Below are 21,471 nucleotides of genomic sequence, written 5' to 3' on the forward strand. Positions count from 1 at the left end.
ATGCGTTCCCACGCAGAGCGTGGGAACGATCAGGGCGTGCGTTTACAGGTAGAACGATTTCAACGGCGGGAAGCCGTTGAACTCAACAGCGCTGTAGCTGGTGGTGTACGCACCAGTAGACAACCAGTACATCCGGTCACCAATCGCCAGGTTCAGCGGCAGGCCGTACTTGTAGTTCTCGTACATGATGTCGGCGCTGTCGCAGGTCGGGCCCGCGATGACCACTTCTTCCATCTCGCCTTTCTTCTCGGTCCAGATCGGGAACTTGATGGCTTCGTCCATGGTTTCGATCAGGCCGGAGAATTTGCCCACGTCGGTGTATACCCAACGCTCGACGGCGGTGCGGGATTTACGCGCAACCAGTACCACTTCGCTGACCAGGATGCCGGCGTTGGCGATCAACGAACGGCCCGGCTCCAGGATGATTTCCGGCAGGTCGTCACCGAAATCTTCCTTGAGGAAGCGGATGATTTCTTCGGCGTAGGTTTCCAGGCTGTTGGTGCGGGTGATGTAGTTGGCCGGGAAACCGCCGCCCATGTTGATCAGCTTGAGGTGGATGCCGTCTTCTTCCTTCAGGCGCTCGAAGATCACTTTGACCTTGGCAATCGCCGCGTCCCACACGCTGATATCACGCTGTTGCGAGCCGACGTGGAAGGAGATGCCGTAAGGCACCAGGCCAAGGTCGCGGGCGAGGATCAGCAGGTCCATGGCCATGTCGGTCTGGCAGCCGAATTTGCGCGACAGCGGCCAGTCTGCCGTGGTCGAGCCTTCGGTGAGAATACGTACATACACTTTCGAACCCGGGGCGGCCTTGGCGATGTTGCGCAGGTCGGCTTCGGAGTCGGTGGAGAACAGGCGCACGCCTTTCTCGTAGAAGTAGCGGATGTCCTTGGATTTCTTGATGGTGTTGCCGTAGCTGATACGGTCAGGGCTGACGCCGCGGTCCATGACCTTGTCCAGCTCGTAGATCGACGCGATGTCGAAGCTCGAACCCTTGTCTTTGAGCAGGTCGATGATCTCGACGGCCGGGTTGGCCTTGACGGCGTAGTACACCTTGGCGAATTCGAAACCGGCGCGCAGGTCATCGTAGGCCTGGCTGATCATCGCGGTGTCGATCACCACGAACGGGGTTTCCTGGGTGTCAGCGAACGCCTTCATTTTGTCAAAAGTGGCGCGCGCGAAATAGTCTTCGACCTGGATCGACATGCTGGGAACTCCTACTGGCAAACTAAATTGATCAATGGGTGCAAATGAACGTCCTCCGTATCCCCACTTTGGTTCGCCTACTTCCCAAGGCATGTCGCCGAAAGCAAAAAGGCCATGGGATCAACCGCTTCCCTTGGCCTTGCTGTCTCGTCGTCAGTACTTGAGCCGGATGGATCGTTTCCAGCATGGACGTTCGGCGCGAACTTTAGGACGTGAGGGGCTATAGATCAACTAAAAATGTCGCGTTTTTGCACGCGTTCGTCGTGAGGCCGCGTGCAGCTACTTATGTAACCGACCGGTATGACGGATTGATGTTCCCCGGGAGGGGCAATTTGACGTGTTGCAGGCACAGTGAAGATCCAATGTGGGAGCGGGCTTGCTCGCGAAGGCGGTGTATCAGCCAATGCATCCGGTGACTGACACTCCGCCTTCGCGAGCAAGCCCGCTCCCACAATTTGAACCGCGCTGTGTCAGGTCATGCGAGTGCTGTCTCGGCAGGCGACACAATGCTGGTCTTGCCCCCACGGGACTTACCGGAACTCAGGTATTCGGCAATCGACTCCTGGGTGACTTCCCCGAGGAACACCCGCTCCGCATCCATCACCGGCAACCACGAGCGGTTGAACTCGTACATGCGCGACAACAGGATGCGCAAATGCTCGTCGTACGCCGCCGTGGCGTTGAACTCGCGCAGGTATTGGCCGCAGGTACCGGTCTGACGATGCAGGTCGCGACGTCGCACATAACCCAGTGCCTTATTCTCGGCATCGGTCACCACCACGTAGCGACGGTCCAGCTCGTCCATCTGCTCCAGGGCGTCCGCCACCGGCGTCTCCGGGCTGACCGACGGTGCGTTGTCCGCCGCATCTTCGGCTTTCACCAGCAACAGGCGCTTGAGGGTGCTGTCCTGGCCAACGAAATTGCTGACGAACTCGTCAGCAGGGTGGGCCAGCAGGGTGTCCGGGTGATCGATCTGCAGCAGCTTGCCGGCACGGAAGATCGCGATCTTGTCGCCCAGCTTGATGGCTTCGTCGATGTCGTGGCTGACCATGATCACGGTCTTGTTCAGCGCGCGCTGCATCTCGAAGAACTCGTTCTGGATCATCTCGCGGTTGATCGGGTCGACCGCGCCGAACGGCTCATCCATCAGCAGCAACGGTGCATCCGCCGCCAGCGCACGAATCACGCCGATCCGCTGTTGCTGGCCGCCGGACAGTTCACGCGGGTAGCGGTGCAGGTACTGCTTGGGTTCCAGCTTGATCATGCTCATCAATTCGCGGGCGCGGTCGTGGCATTTCTGCTTGTCCCAGCCCAGCAGCTTGGGCACCACCACGATGTTCTCTTCGATGGTCATGTTCGGGAACAGACCGATCTGCTGGATCACATAGCCGATGTTGCGACGCAGGGTCACTTCGTCCAGATCGGTGGTGTCTTCACCGTTGATCAGGATCTTGCCCGAGGTCGGCTTGATCAGGCGGTTGATCATTTTCAGCGTGGTGCTCTTGCCGCAGCCCGACGGGCCGAGGAACACGCAAATCTCGCCTTCGTTGACGGTCAGGCTTACGGAATCAACGGCGGTGATGGTCTTGCCGTTGCTTTGGAAGGTCTTGGTCAGGTTTTGAAGTTCGATCATTTGAGCAGTCCTTTTGGAGTCAGCGTGCGTTGCAGCCATTGCAGAAGCAGGTCGGCGAAGATGGCCAGGAGACTGACCAGTACGGCGCCAACGATCAGCATCGACATGTCGCTGCGGCTGATGGAAGCCAGAATTAGTACACCCAGGCCACCGGCGCCGATGGTGGCGGCGATGGTCATCACACCAATGTTCATCACCACGGCGGTGCGCACACCGGCGAGGATCACCGGCACGGCAATCGGCAGTTCGACCATGCGCAGGCGCTGGCCGAAGGTCATGCCGATGCCTTTGGCGGCTTCGCGGATGCCCGGCTCGACACCGGTGAGGGCGAGGTAGGTGTTACGCATGATGGGCAGCAGGGAATAGAGGAACACGGCGGTGATCGCCGGCATCGGCCCCAGGCCCTGGCCGAATTTGGAGTAGAACGGCAGCAGCAGGCCGAACAGCGCAATCGACGGCACGGTCAGCAGCACGGTGGCGCTGGCTTGCAGTGGGCCGGCGAGGGTCGGGAAGCGGGTCATCAGCACGCCCAGGGGCACGCCTACGACGATTGCCAGGATCACTGCAATGCCGACCAGGGTGATGTGCTGCCAGGTCAGTTGCAGGACGAGTGCCCAATCAAGATGGGAAAAGGCGTTCAGGAATTCCATGTCTTCTCCTCTTAGTTGATCGGATGCTGGCGCAGGAAATCTGCGGCCACAGCGGATGGGCTTTCATGGTCGACGTCGACCCGCGCATTCAACTGGCGCATGGTTGCGTCGTCGAACAGCGCGGCCAAGGGCTTAAGGTCAGCAGCCAGTTGCGGGTGGGCGTCGAGGTAAACCTGGCGCACCACGGGGGCTGCGGTGTAGTCGGGGAAGTAGTGCTTGTCGTCTTCCAGCAGCTTCAATTTGAAGGCGTTCAGGCGACCGTCGGTGGTGTAGACCAAACCGGCAAACACCTGGCCATTACGCAGCGCGGTGTAAACCAGGCCGGCGTCCATCTGGCGGGTGTTTTTGCGGGTCAGGTTCATCTCGTACAGCTTGACCATGCCGGCCATGCCGTCGGAACGGTTGGCGAACTCGGTGTCCAGGGCCACCAGGCGGTTTTCCTTGGTCTTCTCGGCCAGTGCCGCAGTCAGGTCGCTGATGCTGTTGATCTGCGGGAATTCCTTGGCCACGTTCTCCGGCAATGCCAGGGCGTAGGTGTTGCTGAATTTCGACGGGGAGAGCCAGACCAGGCCTTTTTTCGCATCGAGTTCTTTCACCCGGGCGTAGGACTGTTCGCTGTCGAGCTTCTCGTCAACATGGTTGTAGGCCACCAGCGACACGCCGGTGTATTCCCAGATCAGGTCCAGTTGCCCGCTTTCCTGGGCACTGCGCGCCAGGTTGCTGCCCAGGCCGCCGGTCACACGGGTGTCGTAACCCTTGGTGCGCAGGTACTGGGAAGTGATTTCGGCGAGCAGGGTCTGTTCAGTGAACACCCGGGCGCCGATACGAATGACCGGTTTTTCAGCGGCTTGCGCAAACCCTGCGAACAGCAGGACGCAGCTCAATATCAATGTCAGTTTTTTCATGTGAATTCCTGTTTCAGGCCCAAGACGGGGCCAAAGCCTTAAGACGGACGCAACCCGCGTTCCAGCCAAAGGCGGCTGGCCATGGTCACCAGACCGTCGAGCAGCAAGGCCAGCAGCGCGGTGCACGCGGCGCCGAGCAGCAGTTGCGGCTGATTGTTCAGGGCGATGCCGGGGAAGATCAGGCTGCCCAGGCTGTTGGCGCCAATCAGGAACGCCAGGGGCGCGGTACCGACGTTGATCGCCAGCGCGACGCGCACACCGCCGATGATGATCGGCACGGCGTTGGGCAGTTCCACGCGAAACAGCACCTGGCGCGGCGTCATGCCGATGCCGACGGCGGCTTCTTTCAGGGAACCTTGAACGTTTTTCAGGCCTTCATAGGTGTTGCGCACGATGGGCAGCAACGAGGCGAGGAACAGCGCGAAGATCGCGGGGCCGCTGCCGATGCCAAGGACACCGAGGGCGATGGCCAGTACGGCCAGGGGAGGGACGGTATTGCCGATGTTGAAGATCTGCATGAAGCGTTCTGCACGCCCGACCATGTTGGGTCGGCTGAGCAGGATACCGGCGGGAATCCCTACGATCAGGGCGGCCAGCATCGAAACCAGGACGAGGATCAAGTGAGCTTGCAGGTAAAACAACAAATCGTCGCGGTACAGTTCGATCGTGTTGATGCCGATCCAGTGGACCAGCAGGGCCAGGAGAGCGACGACAACCGCTCCTCCTATAAGCCCTTTGCCATAGCGAATAGCCACAGGCGGACTCCTTTTTTCTTCTGTCGGCGAACACATTTCCGAGCGGCAATGCCATTACTGGCTGCCTCTGAATGTGGTCGCGAAATGCAGCTCGCCAATACCGGCAACGCGGTATGAGGTCGAGCCATGAGCGCAGCCTCGTCAGGCTAACTTGCTGATTTTTCAGCCCCTGTTACGAGTGCGATAGCAGGGGAGTGGACGTCTCTACCTTTTAAAAGGTTCCATACTTGGCAGCAATTAGCCACCCCCAATGGGGTGAACGGTGGTCTGTAACCCCGGGTTTGCGCTATACTCGCCGCCCTTTTTTGACTCACCTGCCAGGCGATTTCCCATGACCCACCAGGCCGCCGAAGTCGCGAAACGCCGCACTTTCGCCATTATTTCCCACCCCGATGCCGGTAAAACCACCATCACCGAAAAGCTGTTGCTGATGGGCAAGGCGATCGCGGTGGCCGGCACGGTGAAATCCCGTAAATCCGACCGCCATGCCACCTCCGACTGGATGGAAATGGAAAAGCAGCGTGGTATTTCCATTACCACGTCGGTCATGCAGTTCCCGTATCGCGACCACATGATCAACCTGCTCGACACCCCGGGCCACGAAGACTTCTCCGAAGACACCTACCGCACCCTGACCGCGGTGGACTCGGCACTGATGGTCCTCGACGGCGGTAAAGGCGTTGAGCCACGTACCATCGCGCTGATGGACGTCTGCCGCCTGCGGGACACGCCGATTGTCAGCTTTATCAACAAACTCGACCGTGACATCCGCGACCCGATCGAACTGCTGGACGAAATCGAAGCCGTCCTGAAGATCAAGGCCGCGCCGATCACCTGGCCGATTGGTTGCTATCGCGATTTCAAGGGCGTGTACCACCTGGCCGACGACTACATCATTGTGTACACCGCCGGACATGGCCACGAACGGACCGATGTGAAAATCATCGAGAAGCTCGACTCCGACGAAGCCCGCGCCCACCTGGGTGACGAGTACGACCGGTTTGTCGACCAGCTGGAACTGGTGCAGGGCGCCTGCCACGAGTTCAACCAGCAGGAATTCCTCGATGGCCAGCTGACGCCGGTGTTCTTCGGTACTGCCCTGGGCAACTTCGGTGTCGATCACGTGCTGGATGCCGTGGTCAATTGGGCACCCAAGCCGCTGGCCCGTGTTGCCAACGAGCGTACCGTTGAACCGGTGGAAGAAAAGTTTGCCGGCTTCGTGTTCAAGATCCAGGCGAACATGGACCCAAAACACCGCGACCGCATCGCCTTTATGCGCATCTGCTCCGGCAAATACGAAAAAGGCATGAAGATGCGCCACGTGCGCACCGGCAAGGACGTGCGCATCGGCGACGCCCTGACGTTCTTCTCGTCCGAGCGTGAGCAGCTGGAAGAAGCGTTTGCCGGCGACATCATCGGCTTGCACAACCACGGCACCATCCAGATCGGCGACACGTTCACCGAAGGCGAAGTACTGGGCTTCACCGGTATCCCGCACTTCGCTCCAGAATTGTTCCGCCGCGTGCGCCTGCGTGACCCGTTGAAATCCAAGCAACTGCGCCAGGGTTTGCAGCAGTTGGCGGAAGAGGGCGCCACCCAGGTGTTCTTCCCGGAGCGCAGCAACGACATCATCCTTGGCGCCGTTGGTGTGCTGCAGTTCGATGTGGTGGCCAGTCGTCTGAAAGAGGAATACAAGGTGGAATGCTCCTACGAGCCGATTACCGTGTACTCCGCGCGGTGGATTGATTGCAGCGATAAGAAGAAGCTGGAAGAGTTCAAGATCAAGGCGGTGGAAAACCTGGCGATCGACGGCGGTGGTCACCTGACCTACCTGGCCCCGACCCGGGTCAACCTGGCGCTGATGGAAGAGCGCTGGCCGGATGTGAAATTCCGTGCGACTCGCGAACACCATTAAGGGTTAGCGGTGGGGGAAAGGGCGAAGCTGTCATGGCTTCGCCCTTTTTTGTGTGGGCAGGGTTAGGTGGGGTGTATATCCGTTATTTGGGTGATGGCTGGTATTGGTTCCGCTCTTACAGCGGCTCACTTTTGAAGAGCGCAAAAGTAAGCAAAACGCTCTTGCCCCACCACTCGGCACCTCGCCTAGGCTCGGTGTGCCCTCACTCCGGCTTTGGACCGTGGGCCGCCGTCATGGGCCATCCTTGGCCCAGGACGGCTAACCCGGCGTCCTGCCGGGTTACCCACGCTCCAAAGCCTGCGTTCGGCCAGCGTGGTTTAACGGGGCGCCTAAGATCAAGATCAAAAGCAAAAGCACAGCGGCCTCCCGGCCGGCTTGAGTGTTAAAAGCAAAATCAAAAGCTAAAGCGGGCACGGTTCAAATGTGGGAGCGGGCTTGCTCGCGAAGGTCGTTAACGATGACGCGGGCATTCTGGATGAACGCGGCGGTCTCAGGTTTTTCGCGAGCAAGCCCGCTCCCACAGAAAAGCAGAGTTGCATCAGCTTCAGATTTGGCTTTCGCTCTGGATCTTGCCTCTGCTTTTAACACTCAAGCCGGCCGGGAGGCCGCTGTGCTTTTGCTTTTGATCTTGATCTGACTGCCCCAATAAGCCCGAGGCCGAACGCAGGTATTGCGGAGCGGGTAAACCGGCAGGACGCCGGTTTAGCCGCGCCGGGCCATGGATGGCCCGTCGCGGCGGCCCGCGGAGCAATGCCGGAGTGAGGGAACACCGAGCCTAGGCGAGGTGCCGACAGGCGGGGCAGAGCCCTTTGCTTACTTTGGGGCTTTTCCAAAGTGAGCCGCTGTAAGAGCGGAACCATAAGCCGCCGTTACCGAAGAAACGGATATGTACTCAACCCACCCCCAACAGCCCCCTGCGCACAAGGTATGCACATACTCAAGCTCTATTGGCAAAACACGCGCATTGAGACTAGCGTCTTGAGTACGGGATGTACCCACCAGCAGGAGGAAAATAAGCATGCGTGTTCTACCGCGGGTCGTGTTGTTATTGAAAGTGCTGGCACTGACGTCCCTGGGCATATCGTCAGCCTGGGCGCATCAGCCGGCACAGGGCGAGATGCTATTGGCCGCTACGGGAGACCAGACCTGGAAAGACACAGGCAAGACCAGCGGCACCAAGGAAAGCAACTCCGGCAGCTGGAAGCCACAAACCAGCACCACCAGCAGTGATGACGCCGAAAACCCGGATAACGAGGGTGAAGACAGCCAAACCTACGATGATGGCAATAGTTGAGTGCGCCGCCGGACTGCGCTGGCGAAAACCCTCCATGGGGACTAACTTCAACGCTGGCGGCGGAAAAAGGCTGTCGTGCGGGATTTACTTACTGACTGGACGGAAATCGACCATGAGTATCTTTCAACGTGTGGTGCTGTTGCTCAAAGTGCTGGTGATGTTGTCGCTGGGCATGTCCTCCGCGTGGGCCACTACGGCCGTGCAAAGCCATTCCACGGGGTTTGTGGCAGCGAAGACGGTACAGGCAGGTGGTTTGCAACTGGCCAAAAGTGAATCCGAGCCTGGTGACGAGGACCAGGGCGGCTCCAAGGATGATGATGATCAACAAGCACCCCCGGATGACGATGATAGCGATGCGGGTGATGGTGACAGCGATACCTGAGTTGCACTGAAAAAAAGCCCCTCTTGCCGGACAGATGCGCTATCCGGCGAGAGGGGCTGTAGAACACAGTCGATGCCCTGGACTCAACCCCAGGGCATTTTTTATGGGTCAGACCACGAACTGTTCCGCGTAGTGGCACGCCACCTGGCGGTTGTCGAGTGGTCGCAGCGCCGGTTCATCGGTGCTGCACAGCTGGGTCGCATACGGGCAGCGCTTGTGGAAGGCGCAGCCAGACGGCGGGTTCAGTGGGTTGGGCAGCTCGCCGACGATCTTGATCTTCGGCTTGTTCGGGTCCGGGTGAATGGTCGGGGTCGCCGACAGCAGCGCCTGGGTGTACGGGTGCAGCGGGCGTGCGTAGATGTCTTCCTTCGGACCCACTTCCACCGGGCGCCCGAGGTACATCACCATCACGTCATCGGCGACGTGTTGCACCACCGCGAGGTTGTGGGAGATGAACACGTAGGCGGTGTTGAATTCCTGCTGCAAATCCATGAACAAGTTCAGCACCTGAGCCTGGATCGACACGTCCAACGCCGAGGTCGGTTCATCCGCCACCAGCACTTTCGGTTGCAGCATCATTGCCCGGGCCAGTGCGATCCGCTGGCGCTGGCCACCGGAGAACATGTGTGGGTAGCGCTGATAGTGCTCAGGGCGCAGGCCCACTTGCTTCATCATCGCCTGGACCTTTTCGCGGCGTTCGGCGGCGGACAGGGTGGTGTTGATCAGCAGCGGCTCGCCCAGTTGGTCACCGACCTTCTGGCGCGGGTTCAGCGAGGCATACGGGCTCTGGAACACCATCTGCACGTCTTTGCGCAGTTGCTTGCGCTGGGCCTTGTCGGCGCCGGCCACTTCTTGCCCGGCAATTTTCAGCGAGCCGGAAGACGGTTCTTCAATCAGCGTCAGGGCGCGGGCCAGGGTGGATTTGCCGCAACCGGATTCGCCCACGACCGCGAGGGTCTTGCCGGCTTCCAGCTCGAACGACACACCATTGAGCGCACGCACCAGGGCATGGCCCTTGAACAGGCCACGGGACACTTCGTAGTGACGGGTCAGGTCGCGGGCGGTAAGTACGACGGCCATTACGCCACCTCCTGATTCAGCGGGTAGAAGCAGCGGGCAAGGCTGTTGCTTTTCGGGTCAAGGCCCGGGCGTTGGGCGCGGCAGGACTCCTGCACATACGGGCAGCGTGGCGACAGCAGGCAACCCTGCGGGCGGTCATAACGGCCGGGAACGATACCCGGCAGCGTGGCCAGGCGCGTGGCGCCCAGGCTGTGCTCGGGAATCGCCTTGAGCAGCGCTTCGCTGTACGGGTGCGCCGGGATGTCGAACAACTGCGGCACCTGGCCGACTTCCACGGCTTGGCCGGCGTACATCACGCACACGCGCTGGGCGGTTTCAGCCACCACCGCGAGGTCGTGGGTGATCAGCACCAGGCCCATGTTCTGCTCTTTCTGCAAGGCCAGCAGCAGGTCCATGATCTGGGCCTGGATGGTCACGTCGAGCGCAGTAGTCGGTTCATCGGCGATCAGCAGTTTCGGCTCGCCGGCGATGGCCATGGCGATAGCCACACGCTGGCTCATACCACCGGACAACTGGTGCGGGTAGGCATCCATACGGCTGGCAGCGCCCGGGATTTCCACCTTTTCGAGCAGTTCGATGGCACGCTTGCGCGCTTGCTTGCCGGACATTTTCAAATGCAGGCGCAGCACTTCTTCGATCTGGAAACCCACGGTATAGCTGGGATTCAGGGCGGTCATCGGGTCCTGGAAGACCATCGCCAGGTCTTTACCGACGATCTGCCGGCGTTGGCGGTTGCTCAGCTTGAGCATGTCCTTGCCGTCGAAGTTCAGGGCGTCGGCGGTGACGATGCCGGGGTGCTCGATCAGGCCCATCAGCGCCATCATGGTCACGGATTTACCCGAACCCGACTCGCCAACGATCGCCAGTACTTCGCCTTTGTCGACGGAGATGTCGAGGCCATCGACCACAGGTACAGCGGTCTTGTCGCCGAAGCGGACATTGAGATTCTTGATTTCTAGCAGTGACATGGGAATCTCCTCAGGCGGCATTTTTGAGTTTCGGGTCCAGCGCATCGCGCAGCCCGTCGCCCATCAGGTTGATTGCCAGCACGCTGAGCAAAATGGTCAAACCAGGCAGGCTCACGACCCACCAGGCGCGTTCGATGTAGTCGCGGGCCGAAGCCAGCATGGTGCCCCACTCCGGGGTTGGCGGTTGTACGCCAAGGCCCAGGAAGCCCAGGGCTGCAGCATCGAGAATGGCCGAGGAGAAACTCAGGGTGGCCTGAACGATCAGCGGCGCCATGCAGTTCGGCAGCACGGTGACGAACATCAGGCGCGGCAGGCCGGCGCCGGCGAGGCGTGCGGCGGTCACGTAGTCACGGTTCAGTTCGCCCATCACCGCAGCACGGGTCAGGCGGACATAGGATGGCAACGACACGATCGCGATGGCGATCACGGTGTTGATCAGGCCAGGGCCGAGGATCGCGACAATGGCCACAGCCAGCAGCAGCGATGGCAGGGCCAGCATGATGTCCATCAGACGCATGATGGTCGGGCCAAGCAGGCGCGGGAAGAAACCGGCGAACAGGCCCAGCAGGATCCCCGGGATCAGCGACATCACCACCGACGACAAGCCGATCAGCAAGGACAGGCGCGAACCCTGGATCAGGCGCGACAGCAGGTCACGGCCCAGTTCATCGGTGCCCAGCAGGAACTGGATCTGCCCGCCTTCCAGCCAGGCCGGAGGGGTCAGCAGGAAGTCACGGTATTGCTCGCTCGGGTTGTGCGGGGCCACCCAAGGGGCGAACAGCGCGCAAAATACCACCAGCAACATGAACAGCAGGCCGGCAACCGCGCCTTTGTTCTTGGAGAAGGCTTGCCAGAATTCTTTGTACGGGGACGGGTACAGCAGGCTTTGATCGACTGCTACCGCGGGAGTAGGTGTGGTCATGGTCATGATCTCAGCGCTGGTGACGGATGCGTGGGTTGGCGAAGCCGTAGAGGATGTCCACCACGAAGTTCACCAGAATCACCAGGCAGGCGATTAACAGGATGCCGTTTTGCACCACGGGATAGTCCCGTGCGCCAATGGCTTCAATCAGCCATTTGCCGATGCCGGGCCACGAGAAGATGGTTTCGGTCAGGACCGCACCGGCCAGCAGCGTGCCGACTTGCAGGCCGACCACGGTGAGTACCGGGATCAAGGCGTTACGCAGGCCGTGGACGAATACCACGCGCGCCGGCGACAGGCCTTTGGCCTTGGCGGTCCGGATGTAGTCTTCGCGCAATACTTCAAGCATCGACGAACGGGTCATCCGGGCGATAACGGCCAGCGGGATGGTACCGAGCACGATGGCTGGCAGGATCAGGTGGTGCAGGGCATCCCAGAATGCGTCCGGCTCGTCAGCCAGCAGGGTGTCGATCAGCATGAAGCCGGTGCGCGGCTCGATGTCGTAGAGCAGGTCGATCCGTCCCGACACTGGCGTCCAGCCCAGGCTCACGGAGAAGAACATGATCAGGATCAGGCCCCACCAGAAGATCGGCATCGAATATCCCGCCAGGGAGATGCCCATCACCCCATGGTCGAACAGGGATCCTCGTTTCAAGGCCGCGATCACCCCGGCTAACAGCCCCAGGATGCCGGCGAACAACAGGGCGGCCATGGACAGTTCCAGGGTCGCGGGGAAAAGTGCGGTGAATTCAGTCCACACGCTGGTACGGGTACGCAGGGATTCGCCGAGGTCGCCGTGGGCGAGCTTGCCGACATAATCCAGGTATTGCGCATATAACGGTTTGTTCAGACCAAGGCGTTCCATTGCCTGAGCGTGCATCTCGGGGTCGACTCGTCGTTCGCCCATCATGACTTCGACAGGGTCGCCTGGGATCATGCGAATCAACGCGAACGTCAGCAAGGTGATGCCGAAAAACGTGGGGATCAATAACCCCAATCGGCGGGCAATAAAACTAAACATCTTGTTGTGTACCTCAATCAGCCGGTTAGGCAGGTTCGGCACCGTCAATGTCGACGGTGCCGAGCGTCTCTTATCTACTTCACCTGGGTGGTGGCGAAGTTATTTGTAGTCAGAGGGCTTTGGGTAAAACCTTCGACGTTTTTACGCATGGCGGTGAACATTTTCGGGTAAGCCATGGGAATCCATGGTTGGTCCTTTTCGAAAACGTCCAGTGCTTGTTCATAGAGTGCAGCGCGCTGGGTGGGTTCAGCGATAGCGCGTGCCTTGTCGATCAAGTCTTGAAACTCTTTGTTACACCAGCGGGCGTAGTTTTCGCCGTTTTTCGCTGCATCGCAACTCAAGTTCGGGGTGAGGAAGTTATCCGGGTCCCCGTTATCCCCCGCCCAGCCGGCGGAGACCATGTCATGTTCGCCATTCTTGGCGCGTTTGAGCATTTCGCCCCATTCCATGACCTTGATGTTCACTTTCAGGCCGATTTGCGCCAGGTCCGCCTGCATGCGCTGGGCGCCGAGCATCGGGTTGGGGTTGGTCGGGCCGCCGCCGTTACGGGTGAACAGGGTGAACTCGGTGCCTTCCGGTACGCCGGCTTCCTTGAGCAGGGCGCGGGCCTTGTCCAGGTCACGCGGCGGGTTTTTCAGCTTTTCGCTGAAGCCCAGCAGGGTTGGCGGGTACGGGCCGGTGGCATCAATGGAGTTGCCTTTGCCGTACAGGGATTCGTTGTAGCCTTTCTTGTCGAACGCGATGTTGATCGCGTGCCGCACCCGGGCGTCGCTCATGTACTTGTGGGTGGTGTTCAGGGCGGTGTAGCTGGTGGTCATGGCCGCCAGTTCCGCGACTTTCAGGTTTGGATCAGCCTTGGCATTCGGCACGTCATCGGGCTTGGGATACAGCGCGATCTGGCATTCGTTGGCCTTGAGCTTTTGCAGGCGCACGTTGCTGTCGGTGGTGATGGCCAGGATCAACGGGTCAGCCGGCGGCTTGCCACGGAAGTAGTCCGGGTTGGCCTTGAAGCGCACTTGGGCGTCTTTGGCGTAGCGCGAGAAGATGAACGGGCCGGTGCCGATGGGCTTGGCGTTCAGGTCATCGGTCTTGCCGGACTTGAGCAACTGGTCGGCGTATTCGGCGGAGTGAATCGAGGAAAACGCCATGGCCAGGTCGGCCAGGAACGGTGCTTCAGGGCGGGTCAGGGTAAAGACCACGGTGTGGTCATCGGTCTTCGTGACGCTCTTGAGCAGTTCCTTGAAGCCCATGCTTTCAAAGTACGGGTAGCCCACGTTGGACTTGTTGTGCCACGGGTGATTCGGGTCCAGCTGGCGCTGGAAACTCCAGAGCACGTCGTCGGCATTCATGTTGCGCGTGGGTTTGAAGTAGTCGGTGGTGTGGAACTTGATGTCGTCACGCAGGTGAAAGGTGTAGGTCAGGCCATCGGCACTGATTTGCGGCAGGTCCTTGGCCAGCGCCGGGATCACTTCGGTGGTGCCGGGCTTGAAGTCCACCAGACGGTTGAACATGGTTTCGGCCGCGGCGTCGGCGGTGACAGCCGTGGTGTACAGGACCGGATCGAAGCCTTCCGGGCTGGCTTCGGTGCAGACGACCAACGGTTTGGCCGAGATGCCGACAGCGACGCTCAACAGCGCAGCGGCAATGGCAGCTTGTAACGGGAGCATTTTCATCTAAGAGCCCTCTGCAATCGATTGGACCAGACAAGCGTAAGCGGCGGGCTCGTCCTGAGCCCGCCGCTTACCTGGCGCTGATTAAAGAATGTTGAACGGGATGGTGGTCACCAGGCGGAACTCACGCAGGTTGCCGTCAGCCTGGTTGGCGCTGGCACGGTGAGTCACGTAGGTACCACGAATGGTGGTGGCCTTGAGTGCGCCGCTCTGGATCGCGTAAGCCGCGCCTACACCGTATTCCTGGTGCTTCTCGCCGTCCTGGGCCTGAATGCCGTTGTAGGCAAAGCCAGCGCGGCCGCCGTCGCCGGTGTAGTGAGTACCATCGATACCCCAGCCGCGAGCCGAGTAGATGTTGAACTTCAGGCCCGGCACGCCGTATTCGGCCATGTTGATGCCGTAGGCGATCTGGAAGGACTTCTCGTTCGGACCGTTAAAGTCGGACGTCAGGGAGTTGGCCAGGTAGATACCGTTGGTTTCGTGCAGGTAGTCGAAGTACTCGTCGCCGTTCACGGCCTGGTACGAGAAGGTCAGGCTGTGAGCCTGGTGGGTCAGGCCGAACGACAGCGAGTAGGTGTCGTTGTCGATCTTGCCCATCAACTTTTTGCCTTCGTCGACGGTTTTGTAGTAGTTCAGGCCGGTGGTCAGGGACAGGGTCTGGCTGTCACCCAGCTCGTGGGTAGCACCGAAGTAGTACTGGTTCCAGAAGTCTTCCACGTTGGCGGCGAACAGGCTGGTCTTCAGGCTCTTGAACGGCTGGTAGTTGACGCCCAGGGTGTTGACCTTGTCGGTTTCCTGGCGACCGTTGCCGTATTCGGTACGGAATTTCGACAGGCTCTGCTCGGTCCGTGGCGAAACGCGGTCAAACACGCCGCCCTGGAACGACAGGTTGCTGAACTCTTCGCTGTTGAAGCTCACACCTTCGAAGCTCGAAGGCAGCGCACGGTTGCCGATGGTGTCGACGATGCCGCTGCTGAAGTTCTGGCGACCGGCGGTCAAGGTGGTGTTCGAGACACGGAACTTGACGTTGGCCAGACCCAGTTTGCTCCACTGGTCTACAGCGTCGCCGTCGGAGTCAGCCAGGGTACGGTTGGAGCCGCCCTTGATGTCGCGCTTGCTGCGGTCCAGGACCACAGCGTTGTAGACCGCCACTTCAGTGCTCACGCCAACGGTACCTTGGGTGAAACCCGAGGTAGCGTTGAGGATGGTGCCTTGCACCCAGTTGGTACGGTAGTTGTCAGTACGGGCTTCGCCGTGCTTCTGGTAAGTGAACTTGCTGCCACGGAAGCGTTGTTCGTTGGAGAACCAGTTGCGGGTTGTACCGCCCAGGCTTGCTCCATCGATAAAGCCTTTGGCCTCGCTTTGGGCGCTGGTGCCGGCCAGTGTGGTAGGAACGAAGTCCTGGCTTGCAGGTTCAGCGTAGGCGGTAGCCGTGATGCTGCTGATGGCCAGGGCCAGTAGCGCGGTGCTGCTCAGTTTCATGGGTGAAGCTCCTTTGGTTCTCTTTTTAATGCCGGTCTTTTTAGGTGAACCGGCTATTGGGTGTGTAACTCTTTCAAGCCTTTGCAAACGTTTGCCCAAGGGTAAAACCCGAAATAAGGCTGCACGTTTGCAGCAGGGTGAATGCTCACCCTGCGCAATCCGGTTATTTTTTTATGGGGTAATGCTGACGCCCGAGAACACGTTGCGGCCGAAGGGGCTCACTTTAAAACCTTCGACTTTGGCGCTTAACGGCTGGTTGACCGTCGAGTGGGCGACTGGCGTGATCGGCACCTGCTGCTTGAGCAGTTGCTGCGCCTGTTTGTATAGAACAGTCCTTTGTTCGCGGTCGGTCACGACCTTGGCTTGCTTGATCAGCTTGTCGTACGCCGGGTCACACCACATGGAGTAGTTGTTCCCGCCGATGGCGTCGCAGCTGTAGAGGGTGCCCAGCCAGTTGTCCGGGTCACCGTTGTCGCCGGTCCAGCCGATCAGGCTGACATCGTGCTCGCCATTCTTGGTGCGCTTGATGTACTCGCCCCATTCATAGCTGACGATCTTGACCTTGAGACCAATCTTCGCCCAATCGCTTTGCAGCATTTCGGCCATCAGCTTGGCGTTGGGGTTGTACGGCCGTTGCACCGGCATCGCCCACAGGGTGATCTCGGTGCCTTCCTTCACGCCGGCAGCCTTGAGCAGTTCCTTGGCTTTTTCCGGGTTGTAGGCGGCGTCCTTGATGGTGTCGTCGTAAGACCATTGGGTCGGCGGCATGGCGTTGACCGCCAGTTGCCCCGCGCCCTGGTAAACAGCATTGAGAATGCTCTGCTTGTTCACCGCCATGTCCAGGGCCTGGCGCACTTCGAGCTGGTCGAAAGGCTTGTGCCGCACGTTATAGGCGATGTAGCCGAGGTTGAAGCCTGGTTTGGTCAGCAGTTGCAGCTTCGGGTCGGCCTTCAGGGCTTCGACGTCGGCCGGGCGCGGGTGCAGAGTGATCTGGCATTCACCGGCCTTGAGTTTTTGCACCCGCACCGACGCGTCGGTGTTGATCGCAAAAATCAGCTGGTCGAGCTTCACGCGGCTCGGGTCCCAGTACTGTTTGTTGCCGGTGTAACGGATCTGCGAGTCTTTCTGGTAACGCTGGAACACGAACGGCCCGGTGCCGATCGGCTTCTGGTTGATGTCGCTGGGCTTGCCGGTCTTGAGCAAATGGTCGGCGTATTCAGCCGACAGGATCGAGGCGAAGCTCATGGCGATGTTCTGGATGAACGCGGCGTCGACCGTGTTCAAGGTCATCACCACGGTGTGCGGGCCGGTTTTCTCGACCTTCGCGATGTTCTTGTTCAGGCTCATCCCGTTGAAGTACGGGAACTCGGTGGGGTAGGCCTTGCGGAACGGGTGTTCGGGGTCAAGCATGCGATTGAAGGTGAACAGCACGTCGTCGGCGTTGAAATCACGCGTCGGCTTGAAGTCCTTGTTGCTGTGGAATTTCACCCCTTCGCGCAGGTGGAAGGTGTAGGTCAGGCCGTCTTCGGAAATATCCCAACGGGTTGCCAGGCCTGGTACGACATTGGTCGCGCCTTTTTCGAACTCGGCCAGGCGGTTGTAGATAGGCTCGGCGGCGTCGTTATCGGTGGCCGTCGTGTATTGCGCGGTGTCGAAGCCAGCCGGGCTGCCTTCGGAGCAAAACACCAGGCTCTTTTTCTCGGCAGCCTGGCCCATCGAGGCCACAGCCAACAGGCTGGTGCCGAATATCGCGGATAGAACGGTGGTATGGCGCATGACAATCCCGATCCTTGTTTGTTGTTTTCGTCAGTGAGCAATCGCAAGGCCATTCAGGGCCTTGCGACAACACTGATCCCACAACGGCAGTTGCCCCACAGAGACGATGCTTCTGCCGTGCCACGACGTTATGGGTCGGGAGCCGGGCAGTAAATGCAACGAATCTGACAGACCTTGTAGGTAACGGCACCGCGATTCGCAGTTAGCTGCCGTAGGACGGCAGCGTGTGCGGAGGTGGTCTGTTTCCTACGGCCTTGGCGGATGCAATAACGGCGACGTTATGAAACGTCGCCGCCAGAGCTCCTTACTTGCCGCTTACGCTCACGCCGTAGAAGGAGTTCAAGCCAAATGGGCTGATCTTGAAGTCCTGCACGTTGTTGCGCATGGGTTGATACACCGTCGAGTGCGCGATAGGTGTCATCGGGACTGCGTCTTTGAGGATATGTTGCGCCTGCTTGTACAGCTCGGTGCGTTTGGCTACGTCGGACGTTGCCTTGGCTTCTTTCACGATGCCGTCGAATTTCTTGTCGCACCACTTGGAGAAGTTGTTGCCGGCCAGGGAATCGCAGCCGAACAGCACGTTCAACCAGTTGTCCGGGTCACCATTGTCGCCGCTCCAGCCAATGATCATGGCCTGGTTCTCGCCGCCTTTGGAACGCTTGATGTACTCGCCCCACTCGTAGCTGACGATGTTCACTTTCAGGCCGATCTGTTTCCAGTCGTTCTGCAGCATCTCAGCCATCAGCTTGGCGTTCGGGTTGTACGGACGCTGGACCGGCATCGCCCACAGGGTGATCTCGGTGCCTTCCTTGACGCCGGCTTCCTTGAGCAAAGCCTTGGCTTTGGTCACGTCGAACGGCGCATCCTTGATGGTGGTGTCGTAGGACCACTGGGTAGGCGGCATGGCGTTGACGGCCAGCTGGCCTGCGCCCTGGTAAACCGAGTCGATGATCTGCTGCTTGTTCACCGACATGTCCAGGGCTTCACGCACCCGGATGTCCGACAGCGGGTTAGGCGCGGTCTGGCCCTTGAGGACCGGCATTACGTTGTAGGCGATGTAGCCCAGGTTGAAACCGGCCTGGTGCGGCAGTTTCAGGTCCTTGTCTTCACCCAGTGCCTTGAGGTCGGCCGGACGTGGGAACAGGGTCACCTGGCATTCGTTTTTCTTCAGCTTCTGGATACGCACCGACGGGTCGGTGGTGATGGCGAAGATCAGGTTGTCGATCTTCACGTCTTCAGGCTTCCAGTAATCCTTGTTGCCGGTGTAACGGATGTTGGAGTCTTTCTGGTAGCTCTTGAACACGAACGGACCAGTGCCGATTGGCTTCTGGTTGATGTCCTGTGCCTTGCCTTCCTTCAACAGTTGGGCGGCGTATTCAGCCGACTGGATAGAGGCGAAGCTCATGGCCAGGTTCTGGATGAAAGCAGCGTCCACAGTGCCAAGGGTGAACTTGACGGTGTGGGCGTCGACTTTCTCGATGTTCTTGATGTTGGTGTCCATACCCATGTCCGTGAAGTACGGAAACTCGGTTGGGTAGGCTTTACGGAACGGATCGTCTTTGTTGATCATCCGGTTGAAAGTGAACAGTACGTCGTCAGCCGAAAATTCACGAGTTGGCTTGAAGTACGGGGTGGTGTGGAACTTGACGCCTTCACGAAGGTGGAAGGTGTACGTCAGGCCATCCGGGGAAACGTCCCAGGTCGTGGCCAGCCCAGGAACAACAGCGGTGCCGCCGCGCTCAAACTGGGTCAGACGGTTGAACATGGTTTCGGCCGAAGCATCGAAGTCTGTTCCGGTGGTGTACTGGCCTGGATCAAAACCGGCCGGGCTCCCTTCGGAGCAGAACACCAGGTTGCTCGCCGCTTGGGCGAAAGGTGCAGCAGCCATTAAACCGGCGCTGACTAATAACGGAATGACTGCGTGTTTAAGCATGTTGGCCTCATGATTTGTTGTCATTTTTGGTAGTGAGGGCGACCTCGTGAGTCGACCTGCGGATACTTATGCAGGGCCCATACCCAATGCAAGATGTTGAGAGCCTACAACGGCTAAACAGTGGTACGAACGTACACGAATGTCGCATATGTGTAAGTTCAGACACATTTTTGCATTTTTGAGGGGTTTTTTCGGTGCGAGGGGCGCACCAGGAATGCCCAACCGAGGCGTCTGGCGCACCCGGTTGGGGCGTGGCTGTTACTTATTCAGACTGACGCCATAGAACGGTGTGAGTCCAAATGGACTGATCTTGAAGTCCTGTACTTCCTTTCGAAGGGGCTGGAAAACCGTCGAGTTTGCGATAGGTGTTATAGGTACTTGTTCCTTAAGGATTTTTTGTGCCTGTTGATACCACTTGATGCGTTGCTCACGGTCGCTGCTGACCTTGGCCTGCTGCACGAGTTTGTCGTAGGCCGGGTTACACCACTTCGCATAGTTACTGCCCTTCACCGCAGCACAACTGTAGAGCACGCCGAGCCAGTTATCCGGGTCACCGTTGTCGCCGGTCCAGCCGTAGATCATCACGTCATGCTCGCCGGCTTTGGCGCGTTTGATGTACTCGCCCCACTCATAGCTGACGATATTGGCCTTGATGCCGATCTTTTCCCAATCCTGCTGGATCATCTGCGCCGACATCCGGGCGTTGGGGTTCGACGCGCGTTGGACCGTCATCGCCCACAGGTTGAGGGTGGTACCTGGTGCAACCCCTGCTTCTTTTAGTAGCGCCCGGGCTTTGGCCGGATCGTAGGGCGCGTCCTTGATCGTCGGGTCATAAGACCACTGCGCCGGAGGCAGGGCGTTCTGCGCCAATTGTCCGGCACTCTGATACACGGCCTTGATGATTGCCGGCTTGTCGATGGCCATGTCCAAGGCCTGGCGCACCTTGAGCTGGTCCAGGGGCGGATGGGTCACGTTGTAGGCGAGAAAGCCCAGGTTGAAGCCGGCTTGCTGGAGCACCCGCAGATTGGGGTCCTGCTTCATCACTTCGATGTCGGAAGGGCGCGGATAACCGCTGACCTGACACTCGCCGGCCTTGAGTTTCTGCAGGCGCACGGCGGCGTCCGGGGTGATCGAGAACACCAGGTTGTCGAGCTTCACATCGTCGGGTTTCCAATACTGTTTATTGGCGCTGTAGCGAATCTGCGAATCCTTCTGGTACCGCTTGAACACAAACGGCCCGGTGCCCACCGGCTTCTGGTTGATATCGGCGGCCTTGCCTTCCTTGAGCAACTGCGCGGCATATTCGGCGGACTGCACCGAGGCGAAGCTCATGGCCAGGTTTTGCACGAAGGAGGCGTCAACGTTGTTCAGGTTGAAGCGCACGGTGTGCTCGTCGAGTTTTCCGACGTTCTTGATGGTGGTGTTCAAGCCCATGTCGGTGAAGTAGGGCGATTCCGACGGGTAGGCTTTACGGAACGGGCTCTCGGGATCCAGCAGGCGCTGGAAGGTGAACACCACGTCGTCGGCGTTGAAGTCCCGGGTGGGGGTGAAGTAGTCAGTGGTGTGGAACTTGACGCCATCCCGCAGGTGGAAGGTATACGTCAGGCCGTCCTTGGACACGTCCCAGCTCGTCGCCAGGCCGGGTTCGACTTCAGTGCCGCCGCGCTTGAACTGGGTCAGGCGGTTGAACACGGTTTCGGCGGAGGCATCGAAATCGGTTCCGCTGGTGTACTGGCTGGGGTCGAAGCCGGCGGGGCTGGCTTCGGAGCAGTAGACCAGGGTGCTGGCCGCCTGGGCCAGAGGCATGAACGCCAGCAGGCCGGCAGCGAGGAGAAGCGGTTTAAAGGCGATTCTTTCCATGGAGACCCCAGAGATGGCA

The 21,471-nt window shown here is 59.5% G+C and carries 17 protein-coding genes; 3 read left to right on the plus strand and 14 right to left on the minus strand.

The annotated features are described in order from the left end of the window. Positions 1–42: 42 nt before the first annotated feature. From ACUN0G_RS17775 to ACUN0G_RS17795, 5 genes are all read right to left on the minus strand, one after another. A complete protein-coding gene (locus ACUN0G_RS17775; protein WP_003215969.1) occupies positions 43–1,206 on the minus strand; it encodes a type III PLP-dependent enzyme in 1,164 nt (387 codons plus the stop codon). A gap of 475 nt (positions 1,207–1,681) precedes the next feature. Next, positions 1,682–2,839, minus strand: coding sequence for an osmoprotectant ABC transporter ATP-binding protein OsmV (locus tag ACUN0G_RS17780; RefSeq protein ID WP_008437274.1), 1,158 nt, complete (start codon positions 2,837–2,839; stop codon positions 1,682–1,684). Next, positions 2,836–3,489 (minus strand): ABC transporter permease, encoded by a 654-nt coding sequence (locus tag ACUN0G_RS17785; RefSeq protein ID WP_010175055.1) that lies wholly within the window; start codon positions 3,487–3,489, stop codon positions 2,836–2,838. The genes ACUN0G_RS17780 and ACUN0G_RS17785 overlap by 4 nt, the downstream gene beginning before the upstream one ends. An 11-nt stretch (positions 3,490–3,500) precedes the next feature. Further along, positions 3,501–4,394 (minus strand): glycine betaine ABC transporter substrate-binding protein, encoded by an 894-nt coding sequence (locus ACUN0G_RS17790; RefSeq protein WP_258348144.1) that lies wholly within the window; start codon positions 4,392–4,394, stop codon positions 3,501–3,503. 38 nt (positions 4,395–4,432) lie between these two features. Then, positions 4,433–5,149 carry an ABC transporter permease gene (locus tag ACUN0G_RS17795; protein WP_003215977.1) on the minus strand — a complete coding sequence of 239 codons (717 nt, stop codon included), beginning with the start codon at positions 5,147–5,149 and terminating at the stop codon, positions 4,433–4,435. Between the two features lie 331 nt (positions 5,150–5,480). Between ACUN0G_RS17795 and ACUN0G_RS17800 the strand changes: the two genes are divergently transcribed. The 3 genes from ACUN0G_RS17800 (at position 5,481) to ACUN0G_RS17810 (ending at position 8,740) form a co-directional block, all read left to right on the plus strand. Beyond that, positions 5,481–7,064 carry a peptide chain release factor 3 gene (locus ACUN0G_RS17800; protein WP_010175060.1) on the plus strand — a complete coding sequence of 528 codons (1,584 nt, stop codon included), beginning with the start codon at positions 5,481–5,483 and terminating at the stop codon, positions 7,062–7,064. 1,018 nt (positions 7,065–8,082) lie between these two features. Next, positions 8,083–8,358: a hypothetical protein gene (locus ACUN0G_RS17805; RefSeq protein ID WP_445573930.1), complete on the plus strand. Its 276-nt coding sequence runs from the start codon at positions 8,083–8,085 to the stop codon at positions 8,356–8,358. Positions 8,359–8,470: 112 nt separating this feature from the next. Further along, the gene (locus tag ACUN0G_RS17810) at positions 8,471–8,740 is read left to right on the plus strand and encodes a hypothetical protein (RefSeq protein ID WP_421525981.1); all 270 of its coding nucleotides are present in this window, start codon (positions 8,471–8,473) and stop codon (positions 8,738–8,740) included. 108 nt (positions 8,741–8,848) lie between these two features. Here the strand turns inward: ACUN0G_RS17810 and ACUN0G_RS17815 are convergent, their stop codons facing one another. From ACUN0G_RS17815 to ACUN0G_RS17855, 9 genes are all read right to left on the minus strand, one after another. After that, positions 8,849–9,820 (minus strand): peptide ABC transporter ATP-binding protein, encoded by a 972-nt coding sequence (locus ACUN0G_RS17815; RefSeq protein ID WP_445573931.1) that lies wholly within the window; start codon positions 9,818–9,820, stop codon positions 8,849–8,851. Next, on the minus strand, positions 9,820–10,788 hold the full coding sequence (locus tag ACUN0G_RS17820) for an ABC transporter ATP-binding protein (RefSeq protein WP_008437263.1): 969 nt from the start codon (positions 10,786–10,788) through the stop codon (positions 9,820–9,822). Before ACUN0G_RS17820 ends, ACUN0G_RS17815 begins: the two co-directional genes overlap by 1 nt. Positions 10,789–10,798: 10 nt before the next feature. Beyond that, entirely contained in the window at positions 10,799–11,710 is a 912-nt protein-coding gene (locus ACUN0G_RS17825) for an ABC transporter permease subunit (RefSeq protein ID WP_003215991.1), read from the minus strand. A 10-nt stretch (positions 11,711–11,720) separates the two neighbouring features. Then, positions 11,721–12,731 carry an ABC transporter permease subunit gene (locus ACUN0G_RS17830; RefSeq protein ID WP_003215992.1) on the minus strand — a complete coding sequence of 337 codons (1,011 nt, stop codon included), beginning with the start codon at positions 12,729–12,731 and terminating at the stop codon, positions 11,721–11,723. Positions 12,732–12,805: 74 nt separating this feature from the next. Continuing rightward, positions 12,806–14,404 (minus strand): ABC transporter substrate-binding protein, encoded by a 1,599-nt coding sequence (locus tag ACUN0G_RS17835; RefSeq protein WP_445573932.1) that lies wholly within the window; start codon positions 14,402–14,404, stop codon positions 12,806–12,808. Between the two features lie 81 nt (positions 14,405–14,485). Then, a complete protein-coding gene (locus ACUN0G_RS17840; RefSeq protein ID WP_258348115.1) occupies positions 14,486–15,883 on the minus strand; it encodes an OprD family porin in 1,398 nt (465 codons plus the stop codon). A gap of 171 nt (positions 15,884–16,054) precedes the next feature. Beyond that, entirely contained in the window at positions 16,055–17,599 is a 1,545-nt protein-coding gene (locus ACUN0G_RS17845) for an ABC transporter substrate-binding protein (protein WP_445575563.1), read from the minus strand. 364 nt (positions 17,600–17,963) lie between these two features. Further along, positions 17,964–19,592, minus strand: a complete 1,629-nt coding sequence (locus ACUN0G_RS17850) for an ABC transporter substrate-binding protein (protein ID WP_177077925.1) — start codon at positions 19,590–19,592, stop codon at positions 17,964–17,966. Between the two features lie 258 nt (positions 19,593–19,850). Beyond that, on the minus strand, positions 19,851–21,452 hold the full coding sequence (locus tag ACUN0G_RS17855; RefSeq protein WP_445573933.1) for an ABC transporter substrate-binding protein: 1,602 nt from the start codon (positions 21,450–21,452) through the stop codon (positions 19,851–19,853). Positions 21,453–21,471: the final 19 nt, after the last annotated feature.

Source organism: Pseudomonas sp. 32A (genome assembly GCF_052682255.1).

Bases quoted from the DNA above. Each gene is read 5' to 3' on its own strand.
- ACUN0G_RS17775 (WP_003215969.1), bottom strand. From the start codon at position 1,206: ATGTCGATCCAGGTCGAAGACTATTTCGCGCGCGCCACTTTTGACAAA.
- ACUN0G_RS17780 (WP_008437274.1), bottom strand. From the start codon at position 2,839: ATGATCGAACTTCAAAACCTGACCAAGACCTTCCAAAGCAACGGCAAG.
- ACUN0G_RS17785 (WP_010175055.1), bottom strand. From the start codon at position 3,489: ATGGAATTCCTGAACGCCTTTTCCCATCTTGATTGGGCACTCGTCCTG.
- ACUN0G_RS17790 (WP_258348144.1), bottom strand. From the start codon at position 4,394: ATGAAAAAACTGACATTGATATTGAGCTGCGTCCTGCTGTTCGCAGGG.
- ACUN0G_RS17800 (WP_010175060.1), top strand. From the start codon at position 5,481: ATGACCCACCAGGCCGCCGAAGTCGCGAAACGCCGCACTTTCGCCATT.
- ACUN0G_RS17805 (WP_445573930.1), top strand. From the start codon at position 8,083: ATGCGTGTTCTACCGCGGGTCGTGTTGTTATTGAAAGTGCTGGCACTG.
- ACUN0G_RS17810 (WP_421525981.1), top strand. From the start codon at position 8,471: ATGAGTATCTTTCAACGTGTGGTGCTGTTGCTCAAAGTGCTGGTGATG.
- ACUN0G_RS17815 (WP_445573931.1), bottom strand. From the start codon at position 9,820: ATGGCCGTCGTACTTACCGCCCGCGACCTGACCCGTCACTACGAAGTG.
- ACUN0G_RS17820 (WP_008437263.1), bottom strand. From the start codon at position 10,788: ATGTCACTGCTAGAAATCAAGAATCTCAATGTCCGCTTCGGCGACAAG.
- ACUN0G_RS17825 (WP_003215991.1), bottom strand. From the start codon at position 11,710: ATGACCACACCTACTCCCGCGGTAGCAGTCGATCAAAGCCTGCTGTAC.
- ACUN0G_RS17830 (WP_003215992.1), bottom strand. From the start codon at position 12,731: ATGTTTAGTTTTATTGCCCGCCGATTGGGGTTATTGATCCCCACGTTT.
- ACUN0G_RS17835 (WP_445573932.1), bottom strand. From the start codon at position 14,404: ATGAAAATGCTCCCGTTACAAGCTGCCATTGCCGCTGCGCTGTTGAGC.
- ACUN0G_RS17840 (WP_258348115.1), bottom strand. From the start codon at position 15,883: ATGAAACTGAGCAGCACCGCGCTACTGGCCCTGGCCATCAGCAGCATC.
- ACUN0G_RS17845 (WP_445575563.1), bottom strand. From the start codon at position 17,599: ATGGGCCAGGCTGCCGAGAAAAAGAGCCTGGTGTTTTGCTCCGAAGGC.
- ACUN0G_RS17850 (WP_177077925.1), bottom strand. From the start codon at position 19,592: ATGCTTAAACACGCAGTCATTCCGTTATTAGTCAGCGCCGGTTTAATG.
- ACUN0G_RS17855 (WP_445573933.1), bottom strand. From the start codon at position 21,452: ATGGAAAGAATCGCCTTTAAACCGCTTCTCCTCGCTGCCGGCCTGCTG.